The organism is Streptomyces uncialis (genome assembly GCF_036250755.1).
GTDB classification, from domain to species: Bacteria; Actinomycetota; Actinomycetes; order Streptomycetales; family Streptomycetaceae; genus Streptomyces; species Streptomyces uncialis.
The window spans coordinates 1,992,129-2,006,842 of sequence record NZ_CP109583.1 but is presented as its reverse complement, the minus strand read 5'-3'; the positions used below and the strand labels follow the sequence as shown (position 1 = coordinate 2,006,842).

The following is a 14,714-nucleotide window of genomic DNA, read 5'->3' as shown; positions in this document are numbered from 1 at the left end:
AGGGTGCGTGGTCGGGGTGGAGCGCCAGGTGGACGTGGGCCGCGCGGGGCTGGGTGGGCATCGGGTGATCCTTACGGGGTGCGTACGTAACGGGTGCCCTGGACGGGAGCGGTGCATATGGGGCTGGGTGGCTCTGTCCACGTCGAAGTCGTGGACAAAGCCAGGCTGGGCTCGGCCGTTCGGTGGCGGCTATCGGGTTGCGCGGGCTGTGCTGGCCGGCGGGGTGGTCCGGAGTGCGGGTCCGGCCCGGGGCGTTGCGGCGGGGGAGCGTGAGGCCGGCGCCGTTGCTGGTGCTTGTGGGTGGGCGGTCCGGTCGAACCGGGTGCGTGTCGCGTGGAGGCCGGCGAGGGCCCGGCGTGCGCCGGTGGTCAGCTGGTGCGGGCTGTTGGCCCGGTCGGCGGTGAGGGCGCGGATGCGCGCGGCGGCGGTGTGGGCCTGGTGGAGCAGGGACCGTTCCAGGGCGCGTTCGGCCCAGTGCTCGACGGTGCCGGCCGGGGTGGCGAGCAGGGCGAGGACAGCGGCAGGGTCGGTGGGGTGGCGGTGCAGGCCGTGGCGCTGGGCTGCCCACAGCACGGTCACCGGGTCGATGGGCTCGCTGCGCCGGTGGAGGGTGGTGATGCAGCGGTAGAGAGCGGTGTGCAGGGGGACGGTGAGGTCTTCTGGCAGCAGCCACCGCACCCGGTCGAGCCGGTCGGGGTGGGCGGTGGCGCAGGCCAGCAGCAGCCGCTCTTCCGCCGTCACGTCGTCGTCGCTCCTGGGCGCCGGGTCCGGTGGCAGCGGGGTGCGGGGAGCGGGACCGGGGTGCGGAGGGAAACGGGCGGCGATCTCGTCGAGGCAGCGGGCGAGTGTGTCGGCCGCAGCGAGCACGGGGGGCACCGGCCCGGGGGCTTTGGGGTCGGTGGCGAGCTGGGCCAGGTGTGCGACGTGATGGTCGAGGGTGCGGTGTGCGTGCTCCTCACGGATCATCCGTGCGTACACGTCGGTGTGGGCGGGGTCGGGACAGGCGCTGATGAGGGTGTGGAGGTAGGAGGCTGTGAGTCCGCGCGCCTCGCGGCGGGCCGTGTCCAGCACGGTGTTGAGCCACAGCGGCTCCTTCGCGTGGGCAGCCGGGTCCGGTGGTTGCACGGCCTTCATCGCGGTGAACAGGGCGGTGTGCGCGGCGGTGGAGAACTCCGCCGCCGCCAGGGGGAGGCCGCTGAGCCGGTGGGGCTGGAGCAGGAGGGCGCCGAGGAGGGCCTGCTCGGCGTGGTGCACCGGCGGGAACGGCACGAGGTCCGCAGGCCCGGCACCGTCTCCGTGCGGGTCGCTCGCGTCGGGCATCAGGCGGCCAGCGTGAAGTCGTCGGGGCTGAGGGTCCTGCCGAGGTGCGGGGCGAGGAGATGGGCGGCCAGCCTCGGGGGGACGGCGTTGCCGATCTGCGAGAACTGCTGCCCCTTGGTGCCCTGCCACGGGTAGTCGGCCGGGAAGGTCTGCAGAGCGCCGGCCTCAGCCGCGGTGATCCGGATCGGCTCGACCGTTCCGCTGCCCCCGCCGGTCTCGTCCGGGAGGGACTCGGCGACCCAGACGCATTCGTTGGCGCGATGGCCGAAGAACAGCGTTCCGGCCGGCTCGTCGGCGCGGCGGACGGTGGCGTTGGCCTGGTTGTTGCTGCGCAGGCTCCACGACCAGCGGTGCGCCTGCGAAGCGGAGGTCGGGGCTGCGCTGTCGACGGGACGGTACTCGCGGGTGCCATGCCGCTCGGCCCCTTCCAGGCGGGACCCGAGCAGGATCCCCGTACCGGCCTTCCGCCGGGCCCAGGCGCCCCGGTCACGGGCAGCGGCGAGGGCTTTGCGGGAACCGGAGGGAAAGGGCTCGGGTCCGCCCCCGGGCCCGCCGCCCGCGCACACGGTGGGGACGGGCCGGTCGGTGGCGCCCCAGCCGAGGGCCTCGGCCATGGACACCCACCGCCGGCGGCCAGGCCCGAACAGCGTCTCCGGCTCACATGTCCTGGCATGAGTGGGCGGGGGCGGTTCGGCGGTCCGGACGCGGGAGGCAAGGAGGATCGCGCGGCGCCGCGTCTGCGGTACCCCATAGTCCGCGGCGTTCAGGATTCCCGTCCATGCGGAGAATCCCCGGGTACGGAGGATCGCCGCGTACTGCTTCCACAGGGGCAGGACGTGCGGGACCTCCTCCATCGCCACCCACTCCGGCTCACCGACCGAGTTGAGGGCGTGGAGGTAGCGCATCGGCTCCGCTGCGAGGAGGCTCCGCTCGTCCCGGCAGGCGCCCAGCAGCCGTTCGCGTGTGTCCCGGCCCTGGGCGAGGTCGGCGACAGCCTGGTGGACCAGAGGCTGGTCGAGCAGACCGAGTCGCTTGCCCGCCGTCGACCACGCCTGACACGGCGGGCTGGCGATCACCCCCCTGGTGCGGCCCGTGAACGGCCCGACCGGGTAAAGGGCGACGTCCGTTTGGATGGTGAGCTGGCCCGCTGCTGCCCGTGTGCGGCACGCCCACTCGTCCCACTCCAGACCGACATCGCGCACACCGAACACGCTCAGCGGATACGACCAGCCACCCGGACCGGCGAACAGGTCCAGGATGAGCCCGCTCACGCGGCCAGCCCGAAGTCGCCCTGCTCGGATCCGGGTTCCCGGCACGCCCAGGGGGAGCAGCCGTCGGCGATGCCCGTCTCCAGTTCGTCCGCGTCGGGTCCGGCGCTGTCGAGGTCCTGCCGGCGGGCGGTCCGTTCGGCGGCGGTGACGTGGTCGATCGGCGCCTCGCTGAGGGGGACACGGGAGCGGTGCAGAAATGCCTGCCCCAGCAGTGGATTTCCGGAGGCGTTCGCCCGGGCGTTGCCCTGCCGGATCGCCGCGTCGAAAGCGACCACGTCCTCCCACTCTTCAGGGGATTCGTCCCTGATGTTCCGCCACTGCGCGTTTCCGTGGAAGGGGCATCCCAGGCAGCTGGATTTCGGAGTGGCGCCCAGTCCACGGGCGGTCAGGTAGCGGATGCAGTCCGCGCGCGACCAGTCCATATCGATGAGGGGGTGCCGGTTGCGCATGTACTGGACGTCGGCATCCTTGGCCCGGTGGAATTCGTCGGTGGATATGCCGACCCACTGCTCGACGAAAACACCTTTCGGGATGCGTACCGGATAGGGGTAGCCGAGAAGGTCCCTGACCTGCTTCTTTATCGGCTTTATCTTATATTCGCCTGTGCTTCTCTGCACTTCACTCTCATGGGTGAAGGCGGGTATGTGACTCGTCAAAGGGCCTCCGAGATGGATGGGATGGGGTCAGGGGGGGCGCCGGGAGCGCAGGGCAGATCCCCACGCGTCGGTAAGATCAGCGCTCTCACTGAGGTTTTCTCAGTGAAATGATCTTCGCGGAGCGGGTTGATCGGTACACCCGGGTGGATTGGGCTGGACAGCCCCGGCTCCGAACAGACGTGAAGCCCCTGGTAGGACAGGTCTCACCACAAGATCATGTCCGTAACCACCAGAGGCTTCACGTTGGTCACCTATGTTGCCACGCTCGACGTCCCACGCCACGTCGTGGACTACCTGTCCCGCCTGCTCGCAGCACACCGACGGCACATCGGTACCCCGCGCGGCAGCCGGGCCCTGGGCCCGTTCCGCCAGGCCGTGCTGGTCCTGCGCTGGTTCCGCGAGCGCGGCTGCGTGCACTGCCTGGCCCGCGACGCCAACATCTCCCAGGCCACCGGCTACCGCTACCTGCACGAAGGCATCGACGTCCTTGCCGAGCATGCCCCGGACCTGCACGAGGTCCTCGCCCGCTGTCGACGCGAAGGCATGACACACGTGGTCCTGGACGGGACGCTCATCGAATGCGACCGCGTGGCCGGTGTCCGCGAGAACGGCAACGACCTGTGGTTCAGCCAGAAACACAAGGCATTCGGCGGCAACATCCAGTTCCTGTCCGCCCCGGACGGCACCCCATTGTGGGTCTCCGACGTCGAGCCCGGCAGCGTCCCCGACATCACCGCCGCCCGCATCCACGTGCTGCCCGCGCTGTACAAGGCGGCCACCGCCGGCCTGCCGACCCTGGCCGACAAGGGCTACATCGGCGCGGGCATCGGCATCCGCGTTCCCGTCCGCCGCCCAAAAGGCCGCTCCGAGCGCGCACTTCACATCGACACCCGCATGACAAACACCCTGATCCGACACCTCCGAGCCCTCGGCGAGCGCACCGTCGCCGAGCTCAAACAGCGATGGCGCACCTTGCAGCACATCACGCTCAGCCCCAGCCGGGTCGGCGACATCACCCGAGCCGCCCTCGTCCTCAACGGAATCTGGAAATGATCATCGCTGAGAAAACCTCACTGGGGGTGCGATGCGAACATCAGGGCGAGGCGGCGAGGGGCAGAAGTACGCGCTGACCTCGGACGAAGACGACAGCGACTTCTGGGGCTTTGCTCACGAAGCCGAGGGGTTGTTCACGCCCCTGCCGGATGAGGAGGGAGCACGCCGAGTGCACCTCGCAGGTTGCCTCCCGCAAGGTGGCCTACTGAAGGGCATCGATCACGTTGGCGGCCGTCGTGCTGTGGCGGGGAACGCCTGGTTCGAGCTCCTCGACGGTGACGGTGCCACCATGGGGTCCTACTTCGTCAACGAGGTCACCGTCATCGACGTCAAGCCCTCCGCCCGCGGCGCCGGCCTCGTCGACCTCACGGTGACCCTGTGGTGCGAGAACGCCCTGACTGGAGCGGAACAGGTGTGGGACCTGATCCGCACGGGGCACCTGAATCGCACCGGCATGTGGCACGAACTTGCCCCCGAGGACAGACACGCGTGGCTGTCGGTGGCGCTGTGGTCCCGGGAGTACCAACGTCAAGGGAAGCCCGACGCTCCTGCAGGCCAGGTGTTCACCCTGGACGGCCGGCACATCGTCGACAGGGACACCTTCTACTGCGCGATCGGTGAGGCCATCAACGGGCCCGGCGGATACTTCGGCTGGAACCTCGCCGCCCTGGATGACTGTCTGAGCGGCGGCTGGGGCACCACCGCCCCGTTCACCTTGCACTGGGAGTCGTCGGCCGAGAGCAGGGCACGGTTTGTAGAGCGTGTGCCCGCCGGCGATCGCGAGGTTGCGCTGTTCGACCTGCTCCTGGAGATCTTCGAGGAACAGGGCGTAAGCATCATCCTTCGGTGACAGCTGATTGCTTCCAGGCATCGGTCTGGGGAAGGTCATTCGGACTCGTTCGGACGGCGGCGGGCGGGGATGCCTAGGTGGACAGCTGGCCGCTGGGCTCGGCGTTGGGTCTCGTCGCGCTTGGCGCGAAGGAAAGTGAGGGTGAGGTCGATTCCCTCGATCTCGCCGATCCAGCCCTCGGCTTCGGCTTGCTGTCGGCGGTGCAGTAGGTCGGCTTCCAGCTCGGTGAGTCGGGCGAGCATCTTGGGGTTGACGTGGAGCATCGGGCAGCGGATGCAAGCGTGTTCGTGCTGGCAGGGGGTGCCGTAGGGACGTCCGCAGGAGCCGAGCTCGACCTTGCGGCGGTCGAAGTGCTCCTCGAACTCGGTCCACTCTTGCTCGGTGGCGTCCCGGTATTCCTCCGAGGGCCGGACCTGGCGCCGTTGGTGCAGGTGGGCGTGGTAGTGGCGGATTACGTCCTCGTCGAAGACGGCGACGTAGCCGCGGGTGGTCTGGATGCTGAGGTGGCCGAGCAGGGCGGCGCCGATGTGGATGGGCAGGCCGCTGTTGACCAGCTCGGTGGCGAAGATCCTCCGGAAGTCGTGCGGGGTGAACTTCAGCCCGCGGAAGCCGGGGTGGGTCTCGGCCAGGTCCTCACAGCGTCGGCTGATCATCTTCTGGATGGTGCCGGGGTTGAAGATCTTCGATCCGATCGCTCCGTTCTGGCGTTGGAAGAGGAAGGGCATCGGAGCGCTCCAGACCTTGTCGTGCGGGTCATGGCGGCTGACTAGGGGGATCGGCCTTCCCCGCCGGCCGTGGCGGCGGATGATCGAAGCGATGACGTGGAACAGTTCGGCGGACATCGGGATGACGCGCTCGCGGTCGGTCTTGGATGGAGCGATGACCAGCAAAGCGATGACCTCGCCGTTCGCGCGCTGGTACTGGCGGATGCTGAGGTGGGTCAGCTCGCACATCTCCTCGATGCGGACGCCGGAGTGCCGCAGGGTTTCCACTGCCGCCCAGTCCCAGAAAGCGGCCTCCTCCTCGGTGCCGAGGTGCACCAGCTCGCCGGAGTTCTGGTTCAGTACACGGGTGGGAACGGCGTCGCCGTGCCGGAGGCGCTTCCGGTCCGATTCGCTGATCACCCGGCGGTAGGCGGCACCGGCATGGGTGAACACCTCGCCGTCGGCGGCCTGGTCGGCGCGTTCGAGCAGTAGCCTGGCCTGGTCGTAGCGGGACTCGACGTGCTCGACCAGGACAGGCAGGAGAGGCTGACGCTGCCGGGTGCGGTCCGCGGAGCGTTCGCTCACCTTCCGCCGGCGGACGCCCAGACCGTGGAGCTCACCTGGCGGGACGGGACACGGTGCGACCCAGGTGGCCCAGCGCTCGGGTTCGGCAGCAGCCCAGGTGTGCAGGTCGTAGTAGAAGCTCCGGACCGAGATGACGATGTCGTCCTGGCCCATCCTGTGGGAACCGTCGTCCTTGAGGCGGATCGTCTCCCGCCAGCGCGTATAGAGGTCCGGAGCAATCCGCAGGCCCTGCTGACCGGGGTTGAGCTGTTCGATCTTCACCCAGAAGTGCTTGACCAGCAGGAGCGCAAGCTGCTTCAAGCTGGCGTAGTCGAGATCAGCGCGGCGGCGGCCGAAGTAGTCGATCAGCAGCCCGCGGACGGCCTGGTCGCGGACTCCGTACTGGTCGACGAGTTCTTCGATGGTCCGCTGACCGCGCATCATGGCCGCCCGCATGGTCGTCGGCGTGGAGGCCGGGAACCGGCCCATGCCGATGAGAGCCGTCCACATTCCGTGCCCGAACAGGCGGTTGGAGGCGGGCTGACCGGGCTGGAGACGGCAGCGGGCCAGACGGTTGTCGTGCGCGTACTGGAGGATCGACGCCGGCGTGACGTCGGCCAGCGCGACGCCCTGATAGGTCAGGAGGGTGCACATGTCGAGCACCGCCTCCCGCTGGTGCTTGAGCCGCAGCTCCTGTGCGGCGATGTGCTCCTCGAAGGTGATCAGCAACGGGTCGTTCTGCGCGGAGATGAACAGCGGCGTGAAGTTGTTCAGCTGGTTCTGCCGGAAGGCGATCATCGAGGGCTGGACGACGCGGAGACAGAACAGCGTGCGGACCCCAGGGGTGACCGCGAGTCCGGTCGTCCGGCGGGATCCGAGGCTGTTCGCCTTGATCAGCCCCTTGCCCAGAGGACTGGCATCCCAGCGCTCCTGCCAGGTCTGGCCCGGGTAGGTGGACAGGTACTGGAGGATCCCGCGGGTGGCCTGGCTGCGCTGGTGTCGGGTGACGGTGGGAGCGTCCGCCCAGACGTCGAAGGCCAGTCGGGAGATGTGGTTGATCGAGGCGGCAGACAGCTCTCCACGCGGTCGCGGCGGAGTATCCGCGACTGCGGCCTGCGGCTTCATCGGACCGCCCACGAACCGGCTCGGGAAGGTGAGCCCCTCCACGATGGGCCCGTGTCGGCGGCTGACGCCCGTGGTCGGGCTGGCCTGTGACCTAGGCACCGAACACCGCCTTGATGTCGTCCGCGGAGTACCCGGTGGGATAGCTCGTCGCGGGCCGGGGAGTGCTGTAGTGCTCGGCGAGCTTGTCGAACATCTCCTCCACCCGGGCGGTCAGGTAGCGGCTGGTGGTCTGGATGTTGGCGTGCCGCATGATGGCCTGGACCTCGACCGGGGTGAGTTTCCCGCCGTTGGCCATCCGGGACGCCGCCGTGTGCCGAAGGTCGTGCAGGGTCCAGTTCGTGCCCAGCAGCTCGTTCGCGCGCTGCATGATCCGGCGCATCGCCCAGTAGGACAGGGGGCGATCACTCCCGCGCCGGGTCCGCCAGACCGACTCGCCCCGTGACGGCGTGCCCGCCTCGTCGAGGTAGCGGGCTAGCCGGAGGAATGCCTGCGGCGAGGCCGGCACCGCTTCCCTCTCCCGGGTGCCCTTGGAGATCACGTAGATCCGCTTGCCGGCCCAATCGATGTCGTCCACCCCGACCCCGAGCAACTCGACCGCTCGGGCGCCGCTGGAGACGTAGAACTCCAGCAGGGCGCGGTCGCGCTCGCAGCCCATGCGGTCGAACAGCTCGTCCCAAAGCCGATCCGGGATTGAGCGGGGCGGCCGGTCCGAGACCTTCTGCCGCAGCCGGGCCCGCCCCACGACCGCCCGTGCCTCCAACGGGCTCCGGTGGGCGAGGGCCCGCCGACGCTGCGGAGAGATGGGGACGGGATTGACCACCGGCCCGTTGCCCTGATGGGCGTGGAACCCGTAGAAGCCGCTCACCACCGACAACGCGTGGTTGATCGTCCTGGGCGCATACCCAGCACGCAGCGCAGGCTTGCCGGTCCTCAGGTTCACCGACCCCGGCGCGGCGCCACCTGCCTGCGTCCGCTGGCGCTGCGGATTCGAGGCCGTCCGCAGCCATCCCGCCAGCACCGCGACCTCAGACTCGGTCGCCTTCTCCCACGCCACCCCCAACAGCCACAGCAGCCGGAACCACCGCAACAGGCCGTACCCGTAGCTGCGTACCGTCAACGGGCTGCAGTCGTTCAGCGCCAGGTCCCGCAGGTAGGCGGTGGCCGCCTCGATCTCGTCGTCGTACGCGTTCACGACGATGTACGGCGGGTGGACGCCCCGAGCGGGGACAACGGCCCCCACCCGGGGCAGCTCGGCCCGCCCCTCGATCAGTTCATGTCGCAGTTCCACGGTGTTCCTCCTCGTTGATCGCACTGACCATCACGCTCATCAACGAGGGGACTTGGTGCAGATAACTGTGCACTGCCGCCGGGTAATTCCCGGACGTCCGTCCTTGTTGAGGATGTGGAGAGGCATGCTCGCGAACCGGTGTTCCGGGTCGAGTGCATCGTCTCTGATGTTTCCGGAGGAGACCCGCAGGATGGGTATTCCTGCGGGTGCGGCGATCTCCTGTTCCAGCCGGTCGAGGTGGTCGTAGACGGCCCTTGGTTCCCAGCCGGTATCGGCGAAGACGGCGTAATCGACCTTGGGGAGGTGGCCTTCTGCGGAGAGGGCGAGCATGGCGCTGGACTGAATGCCCGCGCCCAGGGAAATGGCGCGGAATCGAGGGGTGGCGGAGATGACGGTTCCTGACGGGTGGGGGTTCTATGGGCGGCGGCCGGACGCGGGCGCCGCGTGCCGGGCGGGTGTGGTGCCGGGCGGTGTTGTGGAGGGTCCTGTCCGTGTGGGGGGAGCCGGGGTGCCGAAGGCGTGGGCGGCGTGGTCGAGGGTGTCGGCGATCTCACCGGCGTGGGCGTGGGCGTGGCGGAGCCGGGTGGCCATTTCGTCGGGGAGGCGGCTCCAGCTGGCTTCGTGCTGGTAGCGGTGGATGATCTCGGCCGCGTTGCGCAGCTGGTCGGCGAGCCGCCGCAGGATCGCCGCGTGCTGGTCGTTGGTGGATGCGGTGTGTGTGGCCTGGAGGAGTGCGTCGAGGGCGGTGGGCAGGGGGTCGGCGTCGGCGGGGAGGCCGTAGAGCTGGGCGTGCAGCGACTGGGCCAGTGATGTGACGGGGCCGCCGGTGGACTTGTGGCCGAAGTCGGCCGCTGCCTGCCGTCGGACAGTGAAGGAGACGATCACGTCGCGGGGAGCGGCGGCGGGGTCGATCCGGGCGGCGAGGGCGCGGGCGAGGTCATGGGGCGTCGGGGTGCTGTCGGACGTGGTGACTCCAGGGGCGGGTGCGCGCTCGCGCTGGGGGCGGGGTGTCGCCCCGGGCGGGCCGCGGAAAGGGCCGGGTACAGGGAGACATCGGCGTCGTGGGCGGTGGTCCAGCCGAGGAGAGGGACGAGTGGTCTGAGGGCATCGGCGAACCGCTCGCCGCAGTCGGCGGGGTGCCGAGGGTTTCGGCGGAGAAGTGAGTACGGGGCACGGGGAGGCCAGGACACGGTCGCCCCCGGCGGTTTACCGGCGGACTCCGCCCTGGAGCTCGCTGACGGATGGAACGGGCGCCGCTGCCTGCGCAGGCCGCGCTGAGACGGGGGCACGTGGGGCCTGGTGAACGGCTGCCGAGGTCAGGGCGGTGCGCCCTGCCGCGGTGAGGTGCAGCCGGTGTTCGGTGGTGGTGCGGGGCAGGAGTTCGCGGTGCAGGAGGCCGCGGTTCTCCAGGGACCGCAGGGTGGCCAGGGTGAGCCCGGTGCGGTTGGTGACGCGGGAGCGGGAGCGGGAGTGGCGTGTGCTGATGGTGACGTGGCCTGCGGCGATCGCGTGCAGGGCGTGGTTCTGGGTGGCGGAGAGGCCGGTGGGCTTGTAGCGGAGGAACGCGGCGACGGATGTGTGGCGGGCGAGGTGGGGGTGGACGGTGGCCAGGCGCACCATCTCGGCGGTGACGGTGTGCGCTGTCTCGGCGCAGGTGCGGGGCCCGAGCGCGGTGAGGTCCCGCGCGAGCACCAGGCGGTCGTCGGCGGACCGGGGCATGTGGCGGTGCGGCACGAACACCTCCTCAATCGCAGTGGTCTCGTCCCGTGCGCGGTCGATGGCATCACCGGCGTCGATCAGGTGTTCTGCGGCCTCGGTGGTGAGGTGGGCGAGGTGCCGCAGCCGGATGCGCGCGTCTCGGCCATCCCCCGGGTGGTGCAGCGGCAGCTGGTACACCGCCTCATGCAGATCACCGGTCTGGTGGGCCAGTTCCCGGGTGAGCGAAACGTGGTCCAGTACCGCGGTGGCCGGGGCGCGCTCGCCGATACGGACCATGCGCAGCGCGTCGTTGTGACGGGTGAACCTCTCCGCGAGGGCGAGCAGCCGCTCGGGAAGACGCTCCTCGGGCCCGGCCGCGAGGTCGGCAACGGGTGAGGTCATCGTCGCGGCGTCCCGGTCGGCCCGGCCCCCGGGGCCTTGGGGACACGAGGCCGCCCGGCCTTCGGGCCGTCGGGTGACGGGTGCCTGGTGCCGGTGCTGCCGGCGGCGTAGTGCAGACAGATCGCGCCGGCGTCGAGCTGGTGAGCGGCGTCCGCCAAGTGCTCGGCCATGATGGTCCGCGCCTCGCTGTGCCGGGCGCGCCGTTCCTCCTGGGTGGGGGCGAGGTGTCCGGCGAAGGGGCTGGCGTCGTATGGGTTCTCCATGAGTGCGGCGGTGAGATCGGTGACGGCGCATGCGGCGGAGAAGGCGGCGGACGCGATGGTGGACCGGGTGGAGCTGCCGGGGAGTGCTCGGGAGATGGTGTCGGCGTTGAGTGCGGTGAGCCGGGCGAGCGTCGCGGTGGTGAGGCTCTGGGCCCGGGCGACGAGGGGGCCGTTTTTTGCCAGGGCGTCGGTGCCGGGGCCCCAGGCGAGGGTGCGGATCTCGTGGTGGAGGGCGGTGAAGCGGCCGGCGAGATCACGGAGCTGACTGCTCCGGTCGCCTGGAGGGTTCTGGGGCATTGGGCGTGGTCCGTTGCGGGAGAAGGGGCCGGGTTGTCAGCGGGTGCGGGGCTGGCCTGGCCGGGCGAGTGAGGGCGCGGGAGGATGTGTCCGGCGGGATCGGGCGTAGTGATGCCGAGGGACAGCCGTACGGCGATGCGCTCGGTGTGCAGGTGGCTTCCACGTGGACGGCTGGTGTCGATCCGCTTCCGCTCGCTCAGCTCCCCGGGGAGCGTGATTCCGGTCGCCGTGGGGAGGAAGCCGTGCCGGGCGCGGGGCGCGTGCTGCGGGCAGTCGCGGTTACCTGGCTGTCGCTGAACACGACGTGCACAACTGCGTTCTCGGCGCAGGGGCCGGGCCGGCGGGTGGTCCAGCTCACGTCGGCGAATTCCGGCGTGTGCGCGAGGAGCCCGTACAGCGCCACGCCGGTCCGCTCGTACGCGTCGGGGGCCGGGCGGCAGGAGGTAGACGGTGCGGTCCTGGTGGGTGCGGGCGGTGAATCCGGCGGTGGTCAGGGTTCGGTGTGCGGTGGGGAGGGAGGTGCTGAGGACAGCGGAGGCCCGGCCGTCGTCGGTGGAGCCGGCGAACACGTCGTGACGGTCGGCGACGGCGATACGAGCCCTGGGGCAAGTCCGGACAACCGGTCGTCTTGCGTGTGGTGTTGGGGCGTTGGCTATGCGGCGGTGTCGTAGTCGTCCGGCTGAGGGTTGTGCTTGCCGATGGCTCGGGCGGTGATCGCCTTCGATGCCCGTGCGGACGCGGCGGACAGGGCGTCGGCGCCGCGTTCCTGGTACCAGGGGCGCAGGTCGAGCATTGCGGCGCGCATGCCGGTCGCGAACAGCAGGGCGGTGCCCTTGGCGAGGGCGCGGATGGCGTCGGCGGGCAGGATGCGTTCCTGCCGCATGCTGATGCTGGTGGACGTGCCGGAATCGCTGGTGGAGGTCGATTTGGTCTCGACGTCGTGGTCCCCGATCAGCCGGGACAGCTTGTCCGCGAAGTCGGGGTCGTCGATCCCGGCCCCGATGACCTTGATGGTGGACGCGGACCACATGGCGTCCATGCCCGCGTCGCCCCACACTTTCTGGCCCTGGCGGTAGGACTGGAGGATGGTGACCGGGATGATTCCGCGCGATCCGAGGTGGGAGTAGAGGTCGGGCAGATCGCTGATCTTGCACACGTTGGCGGCCTCGTCGAGGATCGCGAGCATCGGCGGGTCGAGTCGACCGCCGGCGCGTTCGGCCTGGGCGGTCGCGGCCCGCATGACGGAGTCCGCGCACGCGGCGATGAGCGCGCTCGCTCCGCCTCCGCCGTCCTTCGACAGCAGGTACAAGGTGTCCTTGCTGGTGACGAAGTCGCCTGGTCGGAACTCCGGTACGTCTTCCTGGGGGGTGACCCAGCGGGCGATCTCGGTGTTGAGGAGTGCGGCGGCGTACTGGCGGGCGGTCTCGTAGATGCCGTCGCGGGTCTCGGGCGGTCCTTCGACGGTGCCCTTGAGCTGGGCGGCGACAGCCGCGAAACCGTGGTCGCGCAGGATGTCCAGCGGGGCCCGGTTCGCGGGGAAGGCGAGCCAGTCCATGACGTCGGTGATCGGCCGTTCGTCGAGTGCGGCGGCCAGGAACAGCTGGGACAGGATGTTGGATCCGGCTTTGGACCAGAAGTCGCCCTGCTGGCTCGCGTCCACGGACGCGGCGAGGAAGTGGCCGGCGAGCCTGCCGGCGCCGTCGAGTGTCTTCGCGGAGTCGAGGGGGTTCCACCACATCTTCCGGGCGGCGTGGGCGATCTGCTGGGGGTCCATCGTCCACACCCGGCCGACGGTTGCGCGTGCGTCCACGGTGGTGGTGAATGCGTCCTGCGCGGCCTTGTTGCTGGTGAGGAGGACCGGGCCCGGGGCGGTGAGGATGGAGGGGATCGCCAGGCTGGTGGTCTTGCCGGAGCGGGGGGCCATGATCGCGACGGCGACGTCCTCGTACCCCATCCGCACCTCGGTACGGGTCCCGGCCAGGTTGCCGAGGAGTATCCCGGTGTCGGCCGGAGGGATGGACTTCGCCTCCTTGAGGCTGGGGCGCAGGGAGCGGGCCTTGGCGGTTATGGCTTTGGCGAGCAGCGGTTCGACGTCCTTCGCCTTGGCCATCCCGGCGACCTTCCGGCCGCTGCTGCCGCCTCTGTGCTGCCGCCAGCACAGGGTGGCGATCACGGCGAGCAGGATCAGAAACGCGGCGGGGACGATCCGGCATCCGATGAGCAGGGATGTTTCTCCGATGCCGGGCCAGAGCCGGTCGGGGTGGAGGAGTGCGTCGGCGGGCTGGTAGGGGGCCCAGGGTTCACCGGTGATGCGGGCGGTGAGGTTGCCGCTGAGCCAGGCGGCGTTGGCGGTCGGGACAGCGACGGCGAAGGTGCCGAGGAGGGCTTTGAAGGCCAGGTCGGTGCCCGGGCTGCTGGAGGCGGAAGGGGAGTTCGGCAAGCGGGACGGTCCAGGGGAGAAGGTGACTGGGGTCAGCGGGTGCGGCGGTGCGGGGCAGGAACGCGCGGAGCACGCGGACCTGCCTCCGGCGCGTTCGAGGGGCGGGACGTCAGCTGCTGGACGCGGTGCTCCGGCGCGTGGGCCACCTCCTCCGCCGGGACCGCACGCCTCCGCGACAGGCCGCAGACGTTGGGCGGCAGGCCCAGGGGTCCTGGACCAGCGGCGCTGGGTCGCCCAGCGCGCGGGTGAACGCCGTGACGAGACGCGGGGGCGTGTGACGGCTGAACCAGGCCCGCCACAGAGGAACGCCGTTCCTCTTTTCGAGGGTCGTGACCAGCCAGCTCCCGGGACCCTTCTCGGGGGCCTTCGTGATCATGGTCAGGCCGTCGGGAGACGGGAGACCACTGACATACGGCCTGGGTACCCTGCCGTTCTCCACGAGCGGGGGTGTACGGATCGGATTCTGCCGGGGCGCCCGGCTGCCGGATCGGAGGGTCGGTGAGGGCGGCGCTGATCTCTACGGGAGTCCGGGCCCCGAAGCTGGCCGACCACCCTGGACCAGCGCTTGTCCGCGTGTGCTGGAGCGTCCACCACTGCCCGTCCGGGTTCGGCTCCAGGCGCAGCAGGGTCTGCTGATGGGGGCTGGACAACAGGAGGGGCAGCAGCGGGTCTTGTTCGTGGCTCCACCCGGCCGCCCGGTGGATCGGGACGGTGACCGCCGGGTTCCCGCCGCCGGCCACAGCGCGTGGGGAGAGCAGGGCCTGGACGGCGGTGCTCCCGCTG

General features: G+C 70.3%; 12 protein-coding genes and 2 pseudogenes. 2 read left to right on the top strand and 12 right to left on the bottom strand.

Going from position 1 to position 14,714, the window contains the following annotated elements; all coding sequences use genetic code 11:
- Positions 1 to 189: 189 nt before the first annotated feature.
- The 3 genes from OG711_RS08085 to OG711_RS08075 are packed head-to-tail and all read right to left on the bottom strand — an operon-like array spanning position 190 to position 3,208.
- The gene (locus OG711_RS08085) at positions 190 to 1,320 is read right to left on the bottom strand and encodes a DnaB-like helicase N-terminal domain-containing protein (protein WP_329558898.1); all 1,131 of its coding nucleotides are present in this window, start codon (positions 1,318 to 1,320) and stop codon (positions 190 to 192) included.
- Positions 1,320 to 2,591 carry a DNA cytosine methyltransferase gene (locus OG711_RS08080; protein WP_329558897.1) on the bottom strand — a complete coding sequence of 424 codons (1,272 nt, stop codon included), beginning with the start codon at positions 2,589 to 2,591 and terminating at the stop codon, positions 1,320 to 1,322. Before OG711_RS08080 ends, OG711_RS08085 begins: the two co-directional genes overlap by 1 nt.
- Positions 2,588 to 3,208, bottom strand: a complete 621-nt coding sequence (locus tag OG711_RS08075; protein ID WP_266506851.1) for a hypothetical protein — start codon at positions 3,206 to 3,208, stop codon at positions 2,588 to 2,590. The genes OG711_RS08080 and OG711_RS08075 overlap by 4 nt, the downstream gene beginning before the upstream one ends.
- 282 nt (positions 3,209 to 3,490) lie before the next feature.
- Here OG711_RS08075 and OG711_RS08070 point away from each other — a divergent pair, with 282 nt between their 5' ends.
- Complete coding sequence (locus tag OG711_RS08070; protein ID WP_266510418.1) at positions 3,491 to 4,300, top strand: transposase family protein; 810 nt, start codon at positions 3,491 to 3,493, stop codon at positions 4,298 to 4,300.
- Between the two features lie 31 nt (positions 4,301 to 4,331).
- Positions 4,332 to 5,150 carry a barstar family protein gene (locus tag OG711_RS08065; RefSeq protein ID WP_329558896.1) on the top strand — a complete coding sequence of 273 codons (819 nt, stop codon included), beginning with the start codon at positions 4,332 to 4,334 and terminating at the stop codon, positions 5,148 to 5,150.
- Between the two features lie 35 nt (positions 5,151 to 5,185).
- Here OG711_RS08065 and OG711_RS08060 read toward each other — a convergent pair whose 3' ends face one another.
- The 9 genes and pseudogenes from OG711_RS08060 to OG711_RS39065 all read right to left on the bottom strand — a co-directional run.
- Entirely contained in the window at positions 5,186 to 7,642 is a 2,457-nt protein-coding gene (locus tag OG711_RS08060; RefSeq protein WP_329558895.1) for a tyrosine-type recombinase/integrase, read from the bottom strand.
- Positions 7,635 to 8,831, bottom strand: a complete 1,197-nt coding sequence (locus tag OG711_RS08055) for a tyrosine-type recombinase/integrase (protein WP_329558894.1) — start codon at positions 8,829 to 8,831, stop codon at positions 7,635 to 7,637. The genes OG711_RS08060 and OG711_RS08055 overlap by 8 nt, the downstream gene beginning before the upstream one ends.
- A gap of 66 nt (positions 8,832 to 8,897) precedes the next feature.
- Positions 8,898 to 9,161, bottom strand: a pseudogene (locus tag OG711_RS08050) (hypothetical protein); the annotation flags it as partial.
- Positions 9,162 to 9,245: 84 nt separating this feature from the next.
- Positions 9,246 to 9,716, bottom strand: a complete 471-nt coding sequence (locus OG711_RS08045; RefSeq protein WP_329558893.1) for a hypothetical protein — start codon at positions 9,714 to 9,716, stop codon at positions 9,246 to 9,248.
- A 321-nt stretch (positions 9,717 to 10,037) separates the two neighbouring features.
- Positions 10,038 to 10,931 carry a hypothetical protein gene (locus OG711_RS08040; protein WP_329558892.1) on the bottom strand — a complete coding sequence of 298 codons (894 nt, stop codon included), beginning with the start codon at positions 10,929 to 10,931 and terminating at the stop codon, positions 10,038 to 10,040.
- The gene (locus tag OG711_RS08035; protein WP_329558891.1) at positions 10,928 to 11,491 is read right to left on the bottom strand and encodes a hypothetical protein; all 564 of its coding nucleotides are present in this window, start codon (positions 11,489 to 11,491) and stop codon (positions 10,928 to 10,930) included. The genes OG711_RS08040 and OG711_RS08035 overlap by 4 nt, the downstream gene beginning before the upstream one ends.
- Positions 11,492 to 12,143: 652 nt before the next feature.
- Positions 12,144 to 13,931 (bottom strand): type IV secretory system conjugative DNA transfer family protein, encoded by a 1,788-nt coding sequence (locus tag OG711_RS08030; protein WP_329558890.1) that lies wholly within the window; start codon positions 13,929 to 13,931, stop codon positions 12,144 to 12,146.
- A gap of 109 nt (positions 13,932 to 14,040) precedes the next feature.
- Positions 14,041 to 14,307, bottom strand: a complete 267-nt coding sequence (locus OG711_RS39070) for a DUF317 domain-containing protein (protein ID WP_405672972.1) — start codon at positions 14,305 to 14,307, stop codon at positions 14,041 to 14,043.
- A gap of 130 nt (positions 14,308 to 14,437) precedes the next feature.
- Positions 14,438 to 14,671, bottom strand: a pseudogene (locus OG711_RS39065) (DUF317 domain-containing protein); the annotation flags it as partial.
- Between the last annotated feature and the right edge of the window lie 43 nt (positions 14,672 to 14,714).